Below are 19829 nucleotides of genomic sequence, written 5' to 3' on the forward strand. Positions count from 1 at the left end.
TTTTTACGTTTTATTGGGGGAAGCTAATGGCAACGGTAAGTGTGGCTGCGAGCGAGCAATACAATTACGATATTGTCCGCAAATTCGCTATCATGACCCTAGTCTGGGGTGCGGTGGGGATGCTGGTGGGGGTGTATATCGCCTCCGAATTGGCATTTCCGTTTCTAAATTTTGATATTCCTTATATCACCTTCGGTCGTCTGCGTCCGGTTCACACCGGTGCCGTGATTTTCGGTTTCGGCGGCAGCGCACTGTTTGCAACGTCTTATTACATCGTCCAGCGTACCTGCCAGGCACGTCTGTTCGGTGGCGGTCTTTCCACCTTCACCTTCTGGGGCTGGCAAACGATTATCGTGCTGGCGGCATTGGGCGATGTGCTGGGTTATTCCCAAGGCCGTGAATATGCTGAAATGTGCTGGCCGATCGACCTGTTGATCGAAGTGGTCTGGGTGGCATACCTAGCTGTCTTCGTCGGTACGATCATGAAGCGCAAGCAAGAGCATATCTATGTCGCCAACTGGTTCTACCTGGCCTTCATCCTGGCAACTGCGCTCCTGCATACCTTCAACAACCTGGCAGTGCCAATCAGCATGTTCTCGCTCGAGTCCTACAGCCTGTTCTCCGGCGCACAAGACGCGATGACGCAATGGTGGTACGGCCACAACGCCGTGGGCTTCTTCCTGACCGCAGCCTTCCTGGGCATGATGTACTACTTCGTGCCTAAGCAAGCCGGCCGTCCGGTGTACTCCTACCGCCTGTCCATCGTCCACTTCTGGGCGCTGATCTTCCTGTACATGTGGGCGGGTACCCACCACCTGCACTGGACCGCGATCCCCGACTGGACATCGACCCTGGCTGCCACCTTCTCCATCATGCTCTTGCTGCCTTCCTGGGGCGGTATGATCAACGGCATCATGACCCTGTCCGGTGCCTGGGAAAAGCTGCGCACCGACCCGGTCATGCGCTTCCTGATCGTGTCCTTGTCCTTCTACGGTATGTCTACGTTCGAAGGCCCGATGATGTCGCTTAAGGACGTGAACGCGCTGTCTCACTACACTGATTGGACCGTCGGTCACGTGCACTCCGGTGCATTGGGCTGGGTGGCCATGATCTCCTTCGGTTCGCTGTATCACATGATTCCGCGTCTGTGGAACACCAACATGTACAGCAACAAGCTGATCAACGTGCACTTCTGGCTCGCAACTATCGGCATCCTGCTCTACATCACCGCAATGTGGATCTCCGGCATCATGCAAGGTCTGATGTGGCGTGCATTCGATGATTTCGGCAACCTGCAATACTCCTTCGTGGAATCCGTTGCTGCGATGCATCCGTTCTACGTGATGCGTGCACTGGGTGGTGTGTTCTTCCTGAGCGGCATGTTGCTGATGTGCTACAACATGTTCAAGACCATCAAGCAGGGCAGCGCAGAGCCGCAAACTGACGCAGTCGCGGCAGCCGCCTGATCGGACGAGTTGAGATTACTGGAGCTGAAATGAAACACGATAAAATCGAACGTAACCTCGGGCTGATGCTGGTGTTGACCATGCTGGCAATCAGCGCCGGGGGCCTGGTTGAAATCGTTCCGCTGTTCTTCATCAAGGACACGGTGGAAAGCGTCAAGACCGCAGACGGCAAGGAAATGGTTCACCCCTATTCCCCGCTTGAACTGCGCGGTCGCGACATCTACATCCGCGAAGGCTGCTACCTGTGCCACTCGCAGATGATCCGCCCGTTCCGCGATGAAGCCCTGCGTTACGGCCACTACTCGCTGGCTGCCGAGTCCAAGTACGACCACCCCTTCCAGTGGGGTTCCAAGCGTACCGGTCCGGACCTGGCCCGTGTAGGCGGCAAGTACTCCAACGACTGGCATGTGCAGCACTTGACCGCACCGCGTTCCATGGTGCCGGAATCCGTGATGCCTAACTATCCATGGCTCATCAAGACGCCGTTGGATACGTCGGACATCGGGCTGCGCATGGCTGCCTTGCGTGTGACTGGCGTGCCTTACTCCAAGGGTGAGGCCGAATATCAGCAAAACGTGAAGACCTTCGGGGAAGACGTCGCGAAGAACCTGCGTATCGAAAATGCCGAAGCCAACCTGCGTGCGCAGGCTGCCAGCGGCAACTACGATAACAATCCGAGCGATGTGACCGAAATGGACGCACTCGTGGCTTATCTGCAAGTGCTGGGCACGATGGTCGATTTCAAGCAGTTCGACGACGACTACTTCGTCAAATTCCGCTAATCGAGAGGAATCGCCGAAATGGAAATGTTGATGTGGTTTACCAAGTTCGAGAATACCAAGCCCTTGGCACTGGTCATTTTCTTCACTTTGTTCTGCATGATCTTGTACTACGTGTTCGGGAGCAAACAGCGAGGCGAGCGCTTGGAAGACCACAAAAACATTCCGCTGCAAGACGACTAATTGCATGCTGATTAACACGCATGACTGAGGGATCAAAATCATGAGTCAGGAACAAAAGAGTACCGTTCAAACGACAGGCCACGTCTGGGACGACGACCTGCGCGAAGCAACCAATCCGTTGCCAAATTGGTGGCTGTGGACCTTCTACATCACCATCATCTTCGCAATCGTCTACTGGGTCCTGTACCCGGCATGGCCGATCGGCAAGAGCTTCACCAAAGGCATGGGCAACAACATCAGCTACACCGCCAAGACCGTTGATGGCAAGGAAGTACAGAAGTCCACGCACTGGAACATGCGTGCCAAGCTGATGGCCGAAATGAACGAAGCGCAAGCCGCGCAACAGAAGTACGTCGCCAAAGTGGCTGCAACGCCGCTGGCCGATGTGCCCAAGGATGCCGAGCTGATGCAGTTCGTGCAGTCCTCCGGCAAGACGCTGTTCTCCGACAACTGCGCAGCCTGTCACCAGGCCGGCGGTCAAGGCAAGGTGGGCATGGCGCCTAACCTGGTCGACGACAGCTGGATTTACGGCGGTAGCTACGAGAAGATCAACGAGACCATCACCAACGGTCGTAACGGCATGATGCCGGCTTTCCACGGCGTGCTGACCGACGAGAAGATCACGCAAGTTGCTAATTATGTGTTGAGCCTCTCAGGCGAACCGCATAATGCAGAAGCCGCCAAGGCTGGCGACGCGATCTTCCACGGCGAAGGCGGTTGCTTGGTCTGTCACGGTCCGGATGCCAAGGGTAACCAGGATCTGGGTTCTGCCAATCTGACCGATAAGATCTGGCTGTGGGCAAACGTTCCCGCGCAATCCACTCCGGAAGGCAAGCTGGATGAAGTGCGCAAGGTCATCACCGCAGGCGTCAGCCGCGGCAAGATGCCGACTTGGGGCGGCCGTCTCTCCGCAGAACAGATCAAGGTGCTGACCGTTTACGTGCACGACGTGCTGGGTGGCGGTAAGTAATCAAGAACTGCAATAATCTGCCGTAGTTTGTAGCATCTCAAATCAACAAAGGCTCGCGTATGTACGTGGGCCTTTGTGCTTTTAGGAAATTAGCAAAGTCATGTCGGAAACAGGGGCGTTGTACCAGAAGCGGATTCCCATCTACACCCGTTCGGTCAAGGGCAAGTTCAGAAACTTCAAGACCGGCGTCCTGATTCTGGCATTTAGCATATTCTTTGGCTTGCCGTGGCTGCCATGGCATCGCAGCAGCGCTGCTGCCCAGGCGTTGATGTTCGACCTGGAATCGCGCCGATTTTTCATCTTCGACCTGGTGGTCTATCCGCAAGATATTTTCTGGCTGGCGCTTCTGCTGTTCATCGCCGCCGCATTCCTGTTTTTTGTGACAGGGCTGGTTGGCCGCGCCTGGTGCGGATATTTCTGCTTCCAGACACTCTGGCTCGACTGCTTCATGTTCATCGAGCACTTTTTCCAGGGCGAACGTCCCGCACGCATGCGCCTGGCCAAGCAATCCTGGAATGCCGAAAAAATAATGAAGGTCGGGGGCTCGCATCTGGTGATGCTGCTTGTCTCGTTCTGGACCGGCTTCACCTTCATTGCCTATTTCACCTACGCACCCGATTTCTTCATCAATTTCTTTCACGGCGCCGCACACCCCACCGCATATTTTTCGGTGCTCACCCTAACCCTGACCACCTATGCCGCCGGCGGTGTTGCCCGGGAACAAATCTGTACCTACATCTGCCCGTATGCCCGCTTCCAAAGTGTCATGTACGAGCAAGATACCCTGGCACCCAGCTACGACCTGAAGCGTGGTGAAGGCGCAGCCGGACGTGTCGCGCCCAAGGCCGGCATCAAGACCCAGGAAGAGCGCCAATCCAAGGGCCATGGCGACTGTATTGACTGCGGCTTTTGCGTGCAGGTGTGCCCCACGGGGGTCGATATTCGCAAGGGCTTGCAGTATCAGTGCATCTCCTGCGGGCTGTGCGTCGATGCGTGCAACACCATCATGGATTCGCTGGGCTGGAAGCGTGGCCTGATCCGCTACGACTCGGAGCGCAACGTTCATAGCCCTGCACCAGCCAAGCCACAGCTCAAATGGAAGAATCTCAAGGTAATCGGATACGCCACGGCCTTGATCGTCATGAGTGCGGCTTTGGTATACAACATCGGCACCCGCAGCGACGCCGAGGTGCGTATCTCCCAGGTCCGTCAGCCGCTCTTCATACATCTCTCCGACGAGAAAATCCGCAACCGCTACGAGGTGCATATCGTCAACAAGACCGAGCATGACGAGAGCTATACGATCAAGGTACATGGCATTCCTGAGGATGCCTTGAACATGGGCGTGGAACCCAATCCCATGACGATTCGTGCCGGCAAGGATCGTCGCGTGCCGGTCAAGGTCGACCTGGATGAGCATCTCGCAGAAAAAACGCGCGAGTTCGATTTCGTCATCGTGGCCAAGAGCAATCCCGAGACGCCGGTGGTGCGCAGCGTACACTTCAATGCCGAGCATCAGGAAAACGACGAGCATCATTAACAAGAGGTGAATATGACTATTACCGAAACGCTGTTCGGCGGACTGTTCGCAGTCGCCATCCTGTTCATGGCAGCCCGTCGTTTGGGGCTGTCGTATTACTGGAGCGCCATCTTGGGCGGCGCCTTGCCTTTCCTGACTTTCCTGGGGTGGAGCATGGCAACCACAGGCTTGGGCGGCGACGTACTGGCGATTCACCTCGTGGTCTACATGGCTGGGGCGGCCGTGCTTGGGGTGTTCGGCAACATGCAAAGCAAAAAAGAACCGATGCATTGGGCACCCAAGTTGCTCATCGCGTTCTTTGTCGTATTGACGCTGTTCATGGCGGCTTTCGTTTCTATCGCGACTAACGGTTTACCCGACTCGGTGGCTCAACTCATCATGCCCAATGCCCACAACCAGGCAACGCATACCCGTTTTCCGGGTGCCGTACCGCATGATCGTAACCACCTCTACGAACCTCATCTCCAACGGCTGGAGCAGCAGCGAAACCTGGGTTGGCAAGTCGAATTGAAGGGCTTCGACGCCATCAAGGAAAATACGCCTGCCCAGGTCCAGATCGTTGCCAAGGACAAGCAGGGCGCGCCCATCGAAGGCGCGAAGGTGACGCTCGACCTGTGGCGCATGGCCAATAGCGCAGACGACCGCAAGGTGGAGATGACCGAGAAGTCTGCCGGGGCCTATGCCACCGAACTCAATTTGGGCGATGCCGGTAACTGGATCGTCGAGATTTACGTCGAGCGCGGGCAGGATAGCTACCTTGTACAGCAGCCCCTTACGGTAGTGGAATAACGCATATCGATGGACGCAGTGACGACCAGCTGCTATCACTGCGGCCTCCCCGTTCCCGCCGATACTGACTTCAAGATCACCATTCTCGAAGTGCCGCGGGAGATGTGCTGCCACGGCTGCATGGCGGTGGCCGAATCCATCGTTGAGAACGGCCTGGACGATTATTATCGCTACCGGACCGAGATGCCCAAGACGGCCGAGGATCTGGTCCCGGACGAACTGCGCAAACTCGATTTGTATGACCTGCCGGACGTGCAGAAGAGCTTTGTGCGAGCCGAGGGCGAGCATATCAAGCAGGCGTCTCTCATCCTAGAAGGTATCACTTGCGCCGCCTGTATCTGGCTTAACGAACGCCATCTCAAGCAGTTGCCCGGCGTTAAGGAAGCCAATGTCAATTACGCCTCGCACCGTGCTCGTGTCACCTGGGACGAGCGCGAGATCAAGCTCTCCACCATCCTGGCGGAGATCCGCAAGCTCGGCTACCAGGCCCATCCCTTCAACGCGCAGCAGCAGGAATCCTTGCGCAAGCAATCCCGTAAGATCGAGTTTCGCCGTATGGCGGTCGCTGGCTTGTCGACCGGACAGGTCATGATGCTGGCGGTGGCCCTGTATGCCGGAGCCGCGCAAGGCATGGAAATCGCCACCGCGGCTTTGTTGCGCTGGTTCAGCCTGCTCATGACCGTGCCGGCCATGTTGTACTCGGCCGTACCGTTCTACCAATCGGCGGCGATGGCGCTGCGGCGCAAGCAGGTCAACATGGACGTGCCCATTGTGCTGGGTCTGCTGGCGGGGTTTGTCGGCAGCCTTTGGGCGACCTTCCGCAATGAAGGCGTAGTCTATTACGACACGCTGACCATGCTGATTTTTCTGCTGCTTTCCACGCGTTTCCTGGAGCGCAATGCACGGGAAAAATCCGTCGAGGCGGCTGAGAACCTGCTTCGCTTGACGCCGGCCATGGCGACCAAAATCAGCGATGGGCAGTCCGAGATGGTTCCCGTTATGGACCTCCTGCCCGGCGATTTCATCCTGGCCAAACCAGGTGAAACCATCGCTGCCGACGGTCTGGTGGAAGAGGGGGCCAGCAGTGTCGACGAATCTCTATTGACCGGCGAAAGCCGCGCCTTGCCCAAGTCGATTGGCGACAAGGTCGTGGCCGGCAGCATCAATTACGAAAGCCCGCTGACGATTCGCGTGACCGAAGTTGGCGAAGATACCGTGCTGGCCGGCATCGCACGCTTGCTGGATCGTGCCCAGGCCGAAAAGCCGCGCATGGCACAAACGGCAGACCAACTCGCCGTCTGGTTTACCTACGTGCTGCTGGCGATCGTGGTACTGGCAGGCCTAGGCTGGTGGTATTTCAACCCTGCCAAGATTTTCGACGTGGTGCTCTCGGTGCTGGTGGTGAGCTGTCCTTGCGCGCTCTCCCTGGCGGCTCCAGCTGCGTTTGCAGCAGCGGGTTCGCATCTGGTCAAGCGGGGAGTGCTGCTGACACGCGGCCATGCCCTGGAAACCCTCGCCAAGGTCACCCACGTGGTGTTCGATAAAACCGGCACATTGACTGAAGGCAAGCCCGCGCTGGTCGCGCATCATGTTTATAGCGAGGTCGATCAAGCGCAATGCCTGCGATTGGCTGCCAGCCTGGAACAGGCTTCTGAACATCCCTTGGCAAAGAGCTTTCTCAAAGCAGTAGAAAAGTATCATTTGGCTGCCGTGGATGGCGCAGAGAATCTGCCGGGACAGGGTGTGGCTGGCTTCATTGAAGGCATTCGCTACACCTTGGGCAACGCCGCGCTCACACCGGCGCTTACCTTGCCCACCGTGGAAGGCATTCCTGGCGCCACCGTGGTTTGGCTGTGCGATCCGCGACGTGTGCTGGCGGCTTTTGTTCTGGCAGATGCTCCGCGTCCGCAAGCGGCTGAACTCATTCGTACGCTTAAAGAGCAAGGCGTGCGCGTATCCATGTTGAGCGGGGACGCACCTGAGGCGGCTACCTGGCATGCGGCAGCCTTGGGCATCGACCAGGTGTTCGGAGGGCTTTCTCCTGACGGCAAGCTCAATGAACTGATGCGTATGCAAGCCAGCGGCGAGGTGATCGCCATGGTAGGCGACGGCGTCAACGATGCCCCCGTGCTGGCCGGCGCTCCGGTATCTATCGCCATGGGTAGCGGTACGCAAATGGCGCGGGCCTCAGGCGATATCGTGCTTTTGTCGGAAAACCTCATGGAGATTGCCCACGCGCGCTACATGAGCCGTTTTACCATGAGCGTGATCCATCAGAACTTCATCTGGTCGCTGGCGTATAACCTGATTGCCGTACCGGTGGCCGTGGCCGGCTATTTGTCGCCATGGCTTGCGGCATTGGGGATGTCGGTGAGCTCGTTGATCGTAGTGCTGAATGCCCTGCGGCTGCGATAGCGCAGCCCGCATTCGTTAAACAAGGTGTAAATCGGCGGACATCGCCTTGAGTTCGTTACGCGATTTAGCATATTCAGGACAGAGCTTTTCCACCCAGGCCCAGAATTTCGGGCTGTGATTCATTTCCTTCAAATGCGCCAGCTCGTGCGCAACCACATACTGAATGATGTGCGGCGGTGCTTGGATCAGCCGCCAGTGCAGCCTGATTTCACCACGTGAATTGCAGCTGCCCCAGCGCGTTTTTGCGTTGGAGAGAAATACGCTGGGCATCGGCACGCCCAACTTAGCAGCCAGCAGTTCCACGCGTCGCCGGAAATCCTCGATCGCGTGCTTGGCAAACCATTGGCTGACCTTGCGTTGGATCACGGCAGTGTTTGTAATATCGGGCTGGGCGACGACGAGCGATTCGCCGTCCAGTACCGGCTGGCGATTGCGCGCATCCTGCCGAAGGCTGAGGACGATAGGCTCGCCCAAGTAGAACAACGTCGTGCCATCTTGCCACGTAACCGGTTCCGGCCGGTTCTCGCGTTCTGACAGCTTTTCGATAATCCAAGCGGATTTCTCCAGCAACAGCTGTTCCACATGGGGCCAGTGGATGCGCTTGGGGATGTGGACGGTGAGCCCATGATCGTCGATGCGGAGGCCGATAGTACGGCGCTTGGCGCTGATCTTGAGCGTGTAGGGGATAGTGCCGGAGGGGAGTTTCAACAACTGTTGCATGCGATTATCAGGCTGAAAATTTTGTCCTCGCGAAAACCTGTGAATGCAGGCGAGGCCGTCTGCGCTACAGGCTTTTCAGCCGTGGCATTTCGGCGGTAATCCAGGCTTCGACCTGTTTGTTCAGTTCGTCCGGTTTCATGCCTTGCGTGTCGATTGGTTTGCCGATACTCACCGTGATTGTCCCCGGCGTTTTCAAAAAACTATTCTTGGCCCAATGCTCGCCGGCATCCAGGGCAATCGGCAAGGCCAGCGCACCGGTATGCGTGGCCAACCATGCGCCGCCGATATGGAACTTGCCGTTTTGACCCGGTGGCATACGCGTGCCTTCAGGAAATACGACCACGAAGAAGCCCTTGGCGAGCCTATCCTTACCTTGTGAAACCAGCTGTTTCAATGCTTCGCGGCCGGCGGCGCGATCGATGGCAATAGGGTTGGTCAACGCCAAACCCCAGCCGAAGAACGGAATCCACAGCAACTCGCGTTTCAGCACCCAGACTTGCGGCGGCAGGACTTTCTGGAAGGCCAGGGTTTCCCACGCCGATTGATGCTTGGAAAGCACCACACACGGCTGGTTTGGAATGTTTTCCGCACCGATCACCCGGTACTTGATGTCGCAAGTGAATTCCAGCCAACGCAGCATCGTTTTTGCCCAGATGCTGATGATGCTATAGCGGCGATGCTGCGAGAGCGGAAACGTCAGCAGGATCAGCGTGCAGAAAACGGGCGTGAACAGCCATTGCCCCAACGCAAAAATGAACGAGCGCAGCCAGGTCATGCGAATTCGCGGATGATGTACTGCGCTGCCTCGGCAAGGTCGGCAAACACCTTGGTGCCTTCGGGCAGGCCGCCGGCAGCCAGCGTGCCTTCGCCCTTGCCGGTGCGGACCAACATGGGGAGTGCGCCCAGCGGCAAGCCGGCTTGCAAGTCTCGCAGTGAATCGCCCACGCTGGGAACGCCATCCAGATCCATGCCGAAACGGCGGGCGATTTCCTCCAGCATGCCGGGCTTGGGCTTGCGGCAAGTGCACTCGGCTTCCGCCGCATGGGGGCAGTAGAACAAGGCGTCGATGCGGCCGCCAAACTGCGCCAGTGAGCGATGCATTTTGTCATGGATGGCGTTAAGCGTCACCATGTCGAGCAACCCGCGGCTGATGCCGGATTGGTTGGTCGCCAATGCAACCCGGAACCCGGCCTGGTTGAGCGAGGCAATCGCCTCCAGGCTGCCGGGAATAGGCTTCCATTCGTCCGGCGTCTTGATGAACTGCGGACTATCGTAGTTGATGACGCCGTCGCGATCGAGGATGACGAGTTTCATGCGTTCCAGTTTACGCTGCCAGTTTGGAAAGGTCAGCCACGCGGTTCATGGCTTGGTGCAATGTGGCGAGCAGGCCCAGGCGATTGGCGCGCAGGGCCGCATCTTCGGCGTTGACCATGACGTTGTCGAAGAAGTCGTCCACGGGGGCCTTGAGCGCCGCCAGGGCTTGCAGCGAGGCGGTGTAGTCACCTTGCTCGAAGGCGGCGTTAGCCGTCGGCGCTACTTGGGCGAGTGCCTGGTTGAGCGCGGTTTCAGCGGCTTCTTTCAGTAGGCCGGCATCCACTTTGGCGTCTACCGTGCCTTCGACCTTCTTGAGAATGTTGCCGACGCGCTTGTTGGCTGCTGCCAGGCTTTCGGCTTCCGGCAAGGCTGCAAAGGCGCGCACGGCGGTGAGGCGCTTGGCGATATCTCCAAGTTGTTGCGGGCGCAGCGACAGCACTGCGTCTACTTCCTGAGCGCTGTAGCCTTGTTCGCGCAACAGGCCGGCAAGACGTTCGAACATGAAGTCTGCCACTTGTGTAGCGACATCTTCGGTAAAGCCACGTACACCAGCAGCGATGAATAGCAGTGCATCAAGTTGCAACGGCAGGTCGCGCTCCATGAGGATGCGGATGACGCCGAGCGCGTGGCGGCGCAGGGCAAAGGGATCTTTGTCGCCAGTCGGAATCTGGCCGATGCCGAACAGGCCGACCAGGGTTTCCAGCTTGTCGGCCAGCGCCACGGCAATGCCGATGTTGTTGCGCGGAAGACTATCGCCGGAGAAGCGCGGTTTGTAGTGGTCTTCGATGGCATCGGCGATGTCGGTCGAGAGACCATCGTGAAGCGCGTAATAGCGGCCCATGATGCCTTGCAACTCGGGGAATTCGCCCACCATGTCGGTTAACAGGTCGGCTTTGGATAGTGCGGCGGCCTTGCTGGCGGCTGCTTCGAGTTCCTTGCCGCCGAGTTGTGCAGCAATCGCAGCGGCGATCATTTGCACCTTTTGGCCGCGTTCGCCCTGGCTGCCCAGCTTGTTGTGGTAGACCACTTTATCCAATCCGGCCACGCGCGACTCCAGCGTCTTCTTGCGATCCTGGTCGAAGAAGAACTTGGCGTCGGCCAGGCGCGGGCGCACCACGCGCTCGTTGCCGCCGACGACGGCAGAAGCATCTTCTGGGCGAATGTTGGAGACGATGAGGAACTTGTTGGTCAGCTTGCCGTTGGCGTCCAGCAGCGGGAAGTACTTCTGGTTGGCCTTCATGGTCAGGATGAGGCACTCCTGCGGGACTTCGAGGAAGGCTTCCTCGAATTGCCCCAAGAGCACATTCGGACGCTCGACCAGCGCGGTGACTTCGTCCAGCAGTGCATCGTCCTCGATAGGCTTGAGGTTCTGCTTGGCAGCCGCTTCGGAGAGTTGGCGTACGATCTCGGCGCGACGGGCTTCAAAACCGGGAATCACGGCACCTTCGGATTCGAGCTGCGCGGCGTAGCTGTCGGCGTCCTTGAGTACGACCGGATGTTTCGCGGCTTCAAAGCGATGACCTTGTGTGCTGTTGCCAGCGGTAAGTCCCAAGGTGGAAACCGGAACAATCTCTGCCCCGTGCAGGGCAACCAGGCCGTGCGCAGGGCGCACGAAATTGACGCTGCTCCAGCCGTCGGTGAGCTGGTAGGTCATGACCTTGGGAATAGGCAGCTTGGCGAGGGCTTCTTCCAGCGCCTTTTGCAGGCCTTCTGCCAGCTTGGCGCCGGGCATGACAGTATCCAGGAACAGCACGTCGGCTTTGCCGTCGTTTTCGCGCTTGAGGTTGGGAACCACCGAAGCATCGGCACCCACAGCTGCCAGCTTCTTGAGCAACGCGGGCGTGGGTTGGCCGTTGGCATCCACGCCGACACTGACCGGCATCAGCTTTTGCGAGACCGGCTTGTCCGCGGCCTGTGCTACGACTTCGGTGATATGCGCCGCCAGACGACGAGGCGAGGCGTAAGCGGTGACTACCGCGCCAGCACCTGCCAGTCCTTGGCTCTTGAGATTCTCCAGCAACACGCTGGAAAACGCTTCGCCCAGCTTCTTCAATGCTTTGGGCGGCAATTCTTCTACAAACAATTCGACCAGCAAGTTCTTCATGCTTATGCGGCTTTCTTTTCCAGTTGCGCCAATACTTCCTCAGCCCATTCCTTGGGCGCCATGGGGAAGCCGAGTCTTGCGCGGCTGTCGAGGTAGGCTTGCGCGACGGCGCGCGCCAAGTTGCGGATGCGGCCAATGTAGGCGGCACGCTCGGTGACCGAAATGGCGCCACGAGCATCCAGCAGGTTGAAGGTGTGCGCAGCCTTGAGGACTTGCTCGTAGGCGGGCAATGCCAGCTGTTGTTCAATCAGGTGCTTGGCCGTGCCTTCATACGCGGTAAACGCCTGCAGCAGGAATTCCACGTTGCTGTGCTCGAAGTTGTAGGTCGATTGTTCCACTTCGTTCTGGTGGAACACGTCGCCATACTTGAGGCCCGGTGCGTAGGTCAGGTCGTAGACGTTCTCCACGCCTTGCAGATACATGGCAAGACGTTCCAGACCGTAGGTGATTTCGCCGGTGATCGGCTTGCAGTCGATGCCGCCGACTTGCTGGAAATAGGTGAATTGCGTCACTTCCATGCCGTTTAGCCATACTTCCCAGCCTAATCCCCAAGCGCCCAGCGTCGGGTTTTCCCAGTCGTCCTCGACGAAACGGATGTCGTTTTTCTTAAGATCGAAACCCAGCGCTTCCAGCGAGCCGAGATAGAGTTCCAGGATGTTTTCGGGCGCGGGCTTCAACACCACCTGGTATTGGTAGTAGTGCTGCAAACGGTTGGGGTTCTCGCCGTATCTTCCATCTTTAGGCCGGCGGCTAGGCTGCACGTAGGCGGCTTTCCACGGCTCCGGGCCGATGGCGCGCAGGAAGGTCGCGGTGTGGCTGGTGCCTGCGCCGACTTCCATGTCGTAGGGTTGCAGCAGGGCGCAGCCTTGCTTGTCCCAGTATTGTTGCAGGGTAAGGATGATCTGCTGGAATGTGAGCATCGAATTGGAATTCTTAATTTCGCAAAAGGCGTTGATTTTACTTCTTTTTGCGCACCCACAAAACCCCGAGTCCAAGGAAAATCAGGGCGATGGCGGGAACATTTCCCCAGAGTACATAAGGCGTCGTTCCGGCATAGCCTTGCGCCGCTCCATCGAGCGAAAGTTGCTTGAAATGGGGGGCGTGGGCGATGACCCTGCCTTCACGGTTGATGACCGCAGTAGCGCCGGTATTGGTGGCGCGCAGCACCATGCGGGCAGTTTCCAAGGCGCGTGTCATCGACATCTGCATGTGTTGGTCTGCCGCCAGCGATTCGCCATACCAGGCATCGTTGCTGACGTTGATGAGCAGGGTGGCCGCGGGGAGCTGGCGGATGATTTCCTCACCGAACACATCTTCGTAGCAAATGTTCATGGCAATTTTCTGCCCGGAAAGCGCCATCGGCTGTTGATACTTGTCGCCGGAGGCCAGGTCGGCCAGCGGGATATGCAGCAGGTTGCGGTAGATCCAGCCGAACACGGGTTTGAATGGAATGAATTCGCCGAACGGCACCAGGTGGAACTTGCGGTATGCCTGGGTGGGCGCCGTGCCGTAGCTCAGCATGGTGTTGTAGTAGAGCGTTTCGCCGTCTTGACGCTTTGCCTCCGGTACGCCGATCAAAATATCGCCGCCCTGCGCTTTGGCGTGTTGGGCGAGTTTGTCCAGATAGTCGCGAGGCACTTCGTCCATCAGTATCGGCAAGGCCATTTCAGGCATGACGATGAGCTGGGCGTGGCTTGTTAAAGCCATATCGCGGTAGGTCTGGAAGGTTCTTACAACCTCGTCCTCACGCCATTTCAGGTCTTGGGAAATATTGCCTTGTAGCAAGCTGAATGTGAGTGGCGTCCCGACAGGATGGCTCCACTCCACATGCTTGAGTGCGGCCCCTGTGATCCAGAGACCTAGCAGGGCAAAAGCCCATTGCTTGCGGGCTAAACGACCATGTAAAGCGCCTGCGACAATGGCTGCCGCAATGGCCGTCAACAGCGAAACGCCAAATACGCCTAATACTGGGGCAAAGCCGGCAAGCGGGCTGTAGGGGACTTGCGAGTAGCCCATCGTGAGCCAGGGGAAACCGGTGAAAATCCACCCGCGCACCCATTCCTGCCCGACCCACAACAATGGGGCAGCCAGTAGCGGTGCATGCGGAAAATACCTCTTCAGTGCCCAGCCGGCGCTCATCGGCAGTAAAGAGATAAAAGCGAAGAAGGCTGCTGTCGCGAAAATCGCCGCTGCTGACGGCATGCCACCGAAATCATGCAGGCTGACGTAAATCCAAGAAACCCCGGCGCCGAACAAGCCCATGCCGAAGGCGAACCCCAGTTGCATTGCATGTTTTTGCGTTTCTGCATCGCGCCAGAAATAGAACAATCCTGCCAATGCAAGGATAGGCGTCGGGTAAATGTAGTAAGGTGCAAATCCAAACACGGAAAGCGCACCAAGTGCGGCTGTGAAGATTAGTTGAAACGTGGGATGACGTAAGAAAGTAAGCACACAGCTAGACCGGTTATGGAAGTTTCTGCATTATAGCGGCTGACTTTGATCGTCCATGAAAGGAGAACAAGAGATGTTAAAGGAGTTCAAGGAATTCGCCGTGCGCGGCAACGTGGTCGATATGGCGGTGGGTATTATCATCGGCGCATCGTTCGGATCGATCGTGAAATCCCTGGTAGACGACATCATCATGCCGCCGATAGGCCTGCTGCTGGGCAATGTGGATTTCACCAATTTGTATGTAGTACTGAAGGCGGGAGCCGGCGACGGCGTCTATACCTCGCTGGCAGAAGCCAAGAAGGCAGGCGCAGTGACCCTGAATTACGGGGTTTTCATTAATTCGGTGGTGAGTTTCCTGATTGTCGCGTTTGCCGTATTCTTGCTGGTTCGCACCATCAATCGCTTGCGCGAACAGGTAGAAACAACCGCAGAAGCCGCACCTGAAAATACCAAGGAATGCCCGCGTTGCCGTAGCACCATCCACAAGGATGCCACGCGCTGCCCGAACTGCACGTCGGAATTGGGCTGAGGTAAATCCAGGCCTTGGATCTAGCCCCTGGCAACAAAAAGCCGCTGCTGTAATGGCAGCGGCTTTTTTATTTAGAATACGTTGGCGCGATCGAGCGATGAAGGCGTAAACGCAGAATCCGGCGGCGTGGGCTGATCTTCACCGGTGTCTTCGTCTTCGTTGTTGATCAATACGATATTGGCGACCTTGGTGCCGACGAAATCGAGTTCCGTCGTCTTGTAATACTGGCCGTCGTCGCCTGTGGTGACGCCGTGATAGTGCCAGATCGAGCCGACGACCTGGCCATCGTCGTCCTTGATGTCGTATTGATAGGCGGGGTCGCCCAGCAATTCGGCGATTTCGGACTGTTGCAGGGTCTGGACGGTGTCTACGAAGTCCTGCTCTTTTTCCGGAATCGCCTCGACAGAGGCTGCAAAGGCGGGGCCGGCTATCGCCAGCGCGATCAGAGGTGTCCAGCGAGTCGTCATTTGAAGCTCCCTATCGAGTAGAAGTCCAATATGTGACGTCGAAAAAACGGGTTAAGTTCCCTCGATCTCCGGGACGACTGGCAGACGCTCAAGTAGCAGGGAATGTACGCGGCGGCTGTCGGCGCGCAGCACGGTGAATTTCATGCCATCGAAGGTAATTTGTTCGCCGCGCTTGGGCAGGTGGCCGAACTTGCTGATGACAAGCCCGCCGATGGTGGAGAACTCTTCGTCGCTGAACTCGACCCCCAGTACTTCGTTGAAATCGGCGATCTCCGTCAATGCCTTGACACGGTAGCGCCCGCTGGCATCGCGGAAGATGTTGTCCTCGGTTTCGTCGTAATCGTATTCATCTTCGATATCGCCGACGATCTGCTCCAGCACGTCTTCAATGGTCACCATGCCGGCCACGCCGCCGTACTCGTCCACAACGATGGCGATGTGGTTGCGGTTGCTGCGGAATTCTTTAAGCAGCACATTGAGACGTTTGGATTCGGGAATGAACACCGCAGGGCGCAGCATGTCGCGCACGTCGAAATCTTCGCCAGCGTAATAGCGCAGCAAATCCTTGGCGAGCAGGATGCCGATAACGTCGTCCTTGTTCTCGCCGATGACAGGGAAGCGCGAGTGCGCGGTTTCGATGACGAAAGGAATGAATTTCTCGGGAGGATCGGTAATGTCGATCACGTCCATTTGCGAGCGCGGCAGCATGATGTCGCGCACTTGCATTTCGGAGACCTGCAACACGCCCTCGATCATGGTGAGGGCGTCGGCGTCCAGAAGATTTTTTTCGTAGGCGGAATGCAGCAGTTCTATGAGTTGTTCCCGGTCCACGGGCTCGCGCAGCAGCAGCGCCGCAATGCGCTCGACCCATCCCGGTTTGTCACCTTCAGCCATTTATTATTTCCACTTCCTTTTCAATGCGATAGGGGTCAGGATACCCCAATTTTGTGACGATTTGCGTTTCCAGCGCTTCCATCTCTTCAGCATCGGCGTCGTTCTCGTGATCGTAGCCCTGCATGTGCAGCATGCCGTGGATGAATAGGTGCGCGTAATGCGCTTCCAGCGATTTTCCCTGCTCGGTCGCTTCTTTCTCCACTACTGGCGCGCACAGCACGATGTCGCCGATGAGGATGGGGTCATCCTCCAGAGGGAAGGTCAGTACGTTGGTAGCATAATCCTTGCCACGGTAGTCGCGGTTGAGCTCGCGGCCCTCGGTTTCGTCCACGATACGCAATGCGACTTCCGCATCGCAGCCTAATGCCGCGAGTGCCCACTTACGGAATTGATGGCGTGTGGGAACGGTTTCAGGCTTGAAGGCGTATTGCACCGCCAGATTCAATTTCGGTTTTGCGGCGCTCACTCGGATTTGCTCTGGTCGTAGCGTTCGTAGGCGTTGATGATTTTCTGCACCAAAGGATGGCGTACCACGTCTTCGGACAAGAATTGCGTGAAGGCGATGCCGCGTACGTCATTCAGTATCTTTTGAGCCTCGATCAGGCCGCTTTTTTGGCCGCGGGCGAGGTCGATCTGCGTCACGTCGCCGGTGATAACAGCCTTGGTGCCGAAGCCGATGCGGGTGAGGAACATCTTCATTTGTTCCGGCGTCGTGTTCTGGGCTTCGTCGAGGATGATGAAGCTCTGATTCAGCGTGCGGCCGCGCATGTAGGCCAGCGGTGCGACCTCAATTGCGCCGCGTTCGAACATCTTGCTCACGGCATCGAAGCCCATGAGGTCGTAGAGTGCATCATAGAGCGGGCGTAGATACGGGTCGACTTTCTGCGCGAGATCGCCCGGCAGGAAGCCCAATCGTTCGCCTGCTTCCACGGCAGGGCGCACCAGGACGATGCGTTTGACGCGATCACGGGTAATGGCGTCCACCGCGCTGGCGACAGCGAGGTAGGTCTTGCCGGTGCCAGCCGGACCGATGCCGAAGTTGATATCGAATTCCTGGATCTTTTGCAGGTACTCCACTTGGCGTGGCGTACGACCATGCAGGTCGTGTCGACGCGTCATCAGCACCGGCATTGCGGCAGAGGCTACGGCCTCGGGTGCCAGCTTGCCGATCTCGACTAGGCCGAGCTGGATATCTTCCAGCGAGATGGGATTCTTTGCGCGTTCGTAGAAGTTCTGCAGCATTTGTACGGCCAGCTGCATGTGCTGCTTGCTGCCCGACAAGCGAAAGTGTCCCCCGCGGCGGGCGATGGACACGTCGAGCGCGTCTTCGATCTGTTTCAGGTTCTCGTCGAGAGAGCCGCAAAGGTTGGCGAGGAGCGTGTTGTCCTCGGGTGAAAAATTAATTTCCAAGAGTTTGGCTCGCGAGTTCGCCGCGCAAGGTATGCGACATGGCTTCAGTAATGGTAACCACCGCAAATTGATCAATCAAGCCGACAGGTCCCGGAAAATTGACAATGCGGTTGTTGTCGGTGCGGCCGGCTAATTCATTCGGGTCGCGCTTAGATGGGCCGATGACCAGCACACGCTGTTGCGTACCGACCATCTTCTGGCTGATAGCAAAGGCTTGTGCATCGATAAGTCCTTGTAGCTTTTCCAAACGGGCCAGCTTGATCTCCTGCGGGGTGTCGTCGGCAAGATAAGAGGCCGGCGTACCGGGGCGGGCGCTGTAGATAAAGCAGTAGCTGGCGTCGAAATCCAATTCTTCCGCGAGTTTCAGGGTGGCTTCGAATTCAGCCTCGGTCTCGCCGGGAAAACCTACGATGAAATCGGACGACAGGCACAGATCAGGCCGTGCCGCACGCAACTTGCGAATGATGGATTTGTATTGCAACACTGTGTAGTTGCGCTTCATCGCCATCAGTACGCGGTCGGAGCCGGCTTGCACGGGCAGATGCAGGTGCGACACCAGCTTGGGGTTACGCGCAAAGGCCTCGATGAGCGCAGGCGTCATTTCGTTGGGGTGCGATGTGGTGTAGCGCAGGCGCTCGATACCGGGGATTTCGCTGATGTAATCCAATAGCATGGCGAGGTCTGCTATCTCACCACCTGCCATGGTGCCTCGATAGGCATTGACGTTCTGGCCCAGCAGGGTGATTTCCTTCACGCCTTGACGGGCTAATTGCGCTGCCTCGGTCAGGATGTCCTCGAATGGACGGGACACTTCCTCGCCACGGGTATATGGCACCACGCAGAACGTGCAGTACTTGCTACAGCCTTCCATGATGGAAAGAAACGCCGCTGCGCCCTCGACCTTGGGCGGCGGCAAGGCATCGAATTTCTCGATTTCTGGGAAGCTGATATCGACTTGCGAGGCGCCGGTCTTGCGCTTGGCCGAAATCAATTCCGGGAGACGATGCAACGTTTGCGGGCCGAACACAATATCGACATAAGGCGCGCGGTCGACAATGGCCGAGCCTTCCTGACTCGCCACGCAACCGCCGACACCGATGACGAGGTTAGGGTTGGCCTGCTTCAGCTCCTGGAAGCGGCCTAGTTGGTGAAACACTTTTTCCTGCGGTTTTTCGCGCACCGAGCAAGTATTGAGCAGGATGAGATCGGCTTCCTCGGGGTTCTCGGTCGGCTCCATGCCTTCCGTGGCACGCATGAGGTCGGTCATGCGGGACGAGTCGTACTCGTTCATCTGACAGCCGAACGTTTTGATAAAAACCTTTTTAGGAGCGCTCATGAAAATACCCGAGAAGCGAATGTACTAATGACGAAAATTGAAGCTGACTTGTTTTGACAATGCGCGCGAGGAACCATGTTCTTCCATTCGATCCATCAATGAAAGCAAACAAGCTCTTGCTCAGCGGTAAGGTAGTGATTCTTAAAGATACAGCCGAAATTTTACAATCCGCTAGTTTAATGTGACGGCCCCCGGTATGGCAAGGAAGCCATCCTTATCCACCTGTATTTCCGCAAGCCAAAAGTCGTCGTTTGAAAGCAAAACGGCCTCCGTTTGGAGGCCGTTTTGTTTGGTGGTGATGGGGGGACTTGAACCCTCGACCTACGGATTATGAATCCGTCGCTCTAACCAGCTGAGCTACATCACCGAAACCGGAAAGGCCGCAATTCTATAGGCTCAGGGTGGGCTTGTAAAGCCCGTATCCGCGCCGAATTAATTTCTGGTTTGAGGCAATCTTGAAGC

19 protein-coding genes and 1 tRNA gene are annotated in these 19829 nt (G+C 57.3%); 8 read left to right on the forward strand and 12 right to left on the reverse strand.

Going from position 1 to position 19829, the window contains the following annotated elements; genetic code table 11:
- Positions 1-26: 26 nt before the first annotated feature.
- The 7 genes from ccoN (at position 27) to NMK_RS15600 (ending at position 8142) form a co-directional block, all read left to right on the forward strand.
- Positions 27-1466, forward strand: coding sequence for a cytochrome-c oxidase, cbb3-type subunit I (gene ccoN / locus NMK_RS15570; RefSeq protein WP_109016687.1), 1440 nt, complete (start codon positions 27-29; stop codon positions 1464-1466).
- Between the two features lie 29 nt (positions 1467-1495).
- The gene (ccoO, locus tag NMK_RS15575) at positions 1496-2248 is read left to right on the forward strand and encodes a cytochrome-c oxidase, cbb3-type subunit II (RefSeq protein ID WP_109016688.1); all 753 of its coding nucleotides are present in this window, start codon (positions 1496-1498) and stop codon (positions 2246-2248) included.
- A gap of 18 nt (positions 2249-2266) precedes the next feature.
- Positions 2267-2428 carry a cbb3-type cytochrome c oxidase subunit 3 gene (locus NMK_RS15580; RefSeq protein ID WP_109016689.1) on the forward strand — a complete coding sequence of 54 codons (162 nt, stop codon included), beginning with the start codon at positions 2267-2269 and terminating at the stop codon, positions 2426-2428.
- 40 nt (positions 2429-2468) lie between these two features.
- A complete protein-coding gene (gene ccoP / locus NMK_RS15585; protein WP_109016690.1) occupies positions 2469-3398 on the forward strand; it encodes a cytochrome-c oxidase, cbb3-type subunit III in 930 nt (309 codons plus the stop codon).
- A gap of 100 nt (positions 3399-3498) precedes the next feature.
- Positions 3499-4938 carry a cytochrome c oxidase accessory protein CcoG gene (gene ccoG, locus NMK_RS15590; RefSeq protein WP_109016691.1) on the forward strand — a complete coding sequence of 480 codons (1440 nt, stop codon included), beginning with the start codon at positions 3499-3501 and terminating at the stop codon, positions 4936-4938.
- Between the two features lie 12 nt (positions 4939-4950).
- Entirely contained in the window at positions 4951-5727 is a 777-nt protein-coding gene (locus NMK_RS15595; protein ID WP_227871533.1) for a FixH family protein, read from the forward strand.
- Positions 5728-5736: 9 nt separating this feature from the next.
- A complete protein-coding gene (locus NMK_RS15600) occupies positions 5737-8142 on the forward strand; it encodes a heavy metal translocating P-type ATPase (protein ID WP_109016692.1) in 2406 nt (801 codons plus the stop codon).
- Between the two features lie 15 nt (positions 8143-8157).
- Here the strand turns inward: NMK_RS15600 and NMK_RS15605 are convergent, their stop codons facing one another.
- The 6 genes from NMK_RS15605 to lnt all read right to left on the reverse strand — a co-directional run bounded on the left by NMK_RS15605 (position 8158) and on the right by lnt (position 14665).
- Positions 8158-8862, reverse strand: a complete 705-nt coding sequence (locus NMK_RS15605; protein WP_109016693.1) for a M48 family metallopeptidase — start codon at positions 8860-8862, stop codon at positions 8158-8160.
- Positions 8863-8926: 64 nt separating this feature from the next.
- The gene (locus NMK_RS15610; protein WP_109016694.1) at positions 8927-9637 is read right to left on the reverse strand and encodes a lysophospholipid acyltransferase family protein; all 711 of its coding nucleotides are present in this window, start codon (positions 9635-9637) and stop codon (positions 8927-8929) included.
- Entirely contained in the window at positions 9634-10176 is a 543-nt protein-coding gene (gene gmhB / locus NMK_RS15615) for a D-glycero-beta-D-manno-heptose 1,7-bisphosphate 7-phosphatase (protein ID WP_109016695.1), read from the reverse strand. The genes NMK_RS15610 and gmhB overlap by 4 nt, the downstream gene beginning before the upstream one ends.
- Positions 10177-10186: 10 nt before the next feature.
- The gene (glyS, locus tag NMK_RS15620) at positions 10187-12286 is read right to left on the reverse strand and encodes a glycine--tRNA ligase subunit beta (RefSeq protein ID WP_181376319.1); all 2100 of its coding nucleotides are present in this window, start codon (positions 12284-12286) and stop codon (positions 10187-10189) included.
- On the reverse strand, positions 12283-13200 hold the full coding sequence (glyQ, locus tag NMK_RS15625; RefSeq protein ID WP_109016697.1) for a glycine--tRNA ligase subunit alpha: 918 nt from the start codon (positions 13198-13200) through the stop codon (positions 12283-12285). Before glyQ ends, glyS begins: the two co-directional genes overlap by 4 nt.
- A 37-nt stretch (positions 13201-13237) precedes the next feature.
- Positions 13238-14665: an apolipoprotein N-acyltransferase gene (lnt, locus tag NMK_RS15630; protein WP_265415777.1), complete on the reverse strand. Its 1428-nt coding sequence runs from the start codon at positions 14663-14665 to the stop codon at positions 13238-13240.
- Positions 14666-14804: 139 nt separating this feature from the next.
- On the opposite strand from lnt, the gene mscL reads away from it, so the two are divergent.
- Positions 14805-15260 (forward strand): large conductance mechanosensitive channel protein MscL, encoded by a 456-nt coding sequence (gene mscL / locus NMK_RS15635; protein ID WP_109016699.1) that lies wholly within the window; start codon positions 14805-14807, stop codon positions 15258-15260.
- 71 nt (positions 15261-15331) lie between these two features.
- Here mscL and NMK_RS15640 read toward each other — a convergent pair whose 3' ends face one another.
- The 6 genes from NMK_RS15640 to NMK_RS15665 all read right to left on the reverse strand — a co-directional run bounded on the left by NMK_RS15640 (position 15332) and on the right by NMK_RS15665 (position 19734).
- Positions 15332-15727 carry a hypothetical protein gene (locus NMK_RS15640; protein WP_109016700.1) on the reverse strand — a complete coding sequence of 132 codons (396 nt, stop codon included), beginning with the start codon at positions 15725-15727 and terminating at the stop codon, positions 15332-15334.
- 51 nt (positions 15728-15778) lie between these two features.
- Positions 15779-16621, reverse strand: a complete 843-nt coding sequence (locus NMK_RS15645) for a CorC family transporter (RefSeq protein WP_109016701.1) — start codon at positions 16619-16621, stop codon at positions 15779-15781.
- On the reverse strand, positions 16614-17087 hold the full coding sequence (ybeY, locus tag NMK_RS15650; RefSeq protein ID WP_109016702.1) for an rRNA maturation RNase YbeY: 474 nt from the start codon (positions 17085-17087) through the stop codon (positions 16614-16616). Before ybeY ends, NMK_RS15645 begins: the two co-directional genes overlap by 8 nt.
- Positions 17084-18031: a PhoH family protein gene (locus NMK_RS15655; RefSeq protein ID WP_109016703.1), complete on the reverse strand. Its 948-nt coding sequence runs from the start codon at positions 18029-18031 to the stop codon at positions 17084-17086. The genes ybeY and NMK_RS15655 overlap by 4 nt, the downstream gene beginning before the upstream one ends.
- Entirely contained in the window at positions 18021-19367 is a 1347-nt protein-coding gene (gene miaB / locus NMK_RS15660) for a tRNA (N6-isopentenyl adenosine(37)-C2)-methylthiotransferase MiaB (RefSeq protein WP_109016704.1), read from the reverse strand. The genes NMK_RS15655 and miaB overlap by 11 nt, the downstream gene beginning before the upstream one ends.
- Positions 19368-19657: 290 nt before the next feature.
- Positions 19658-19734 (reverse strand) — tRNA-Met (locus NMK_RS15665).
- Positions 19735-19829 lie beyond the last annotated feature (95 nt).

Source organism: Novimethylophilus kurashikiensis, assembly GCF_003112435.1.
Lineage (GTDB): Bacteria > Pseudomonadota > Gammaproteobacteria > Burkholderiales > Methylophilaceae > Novimethylophilus > Novimethylophilus kurashikiensis.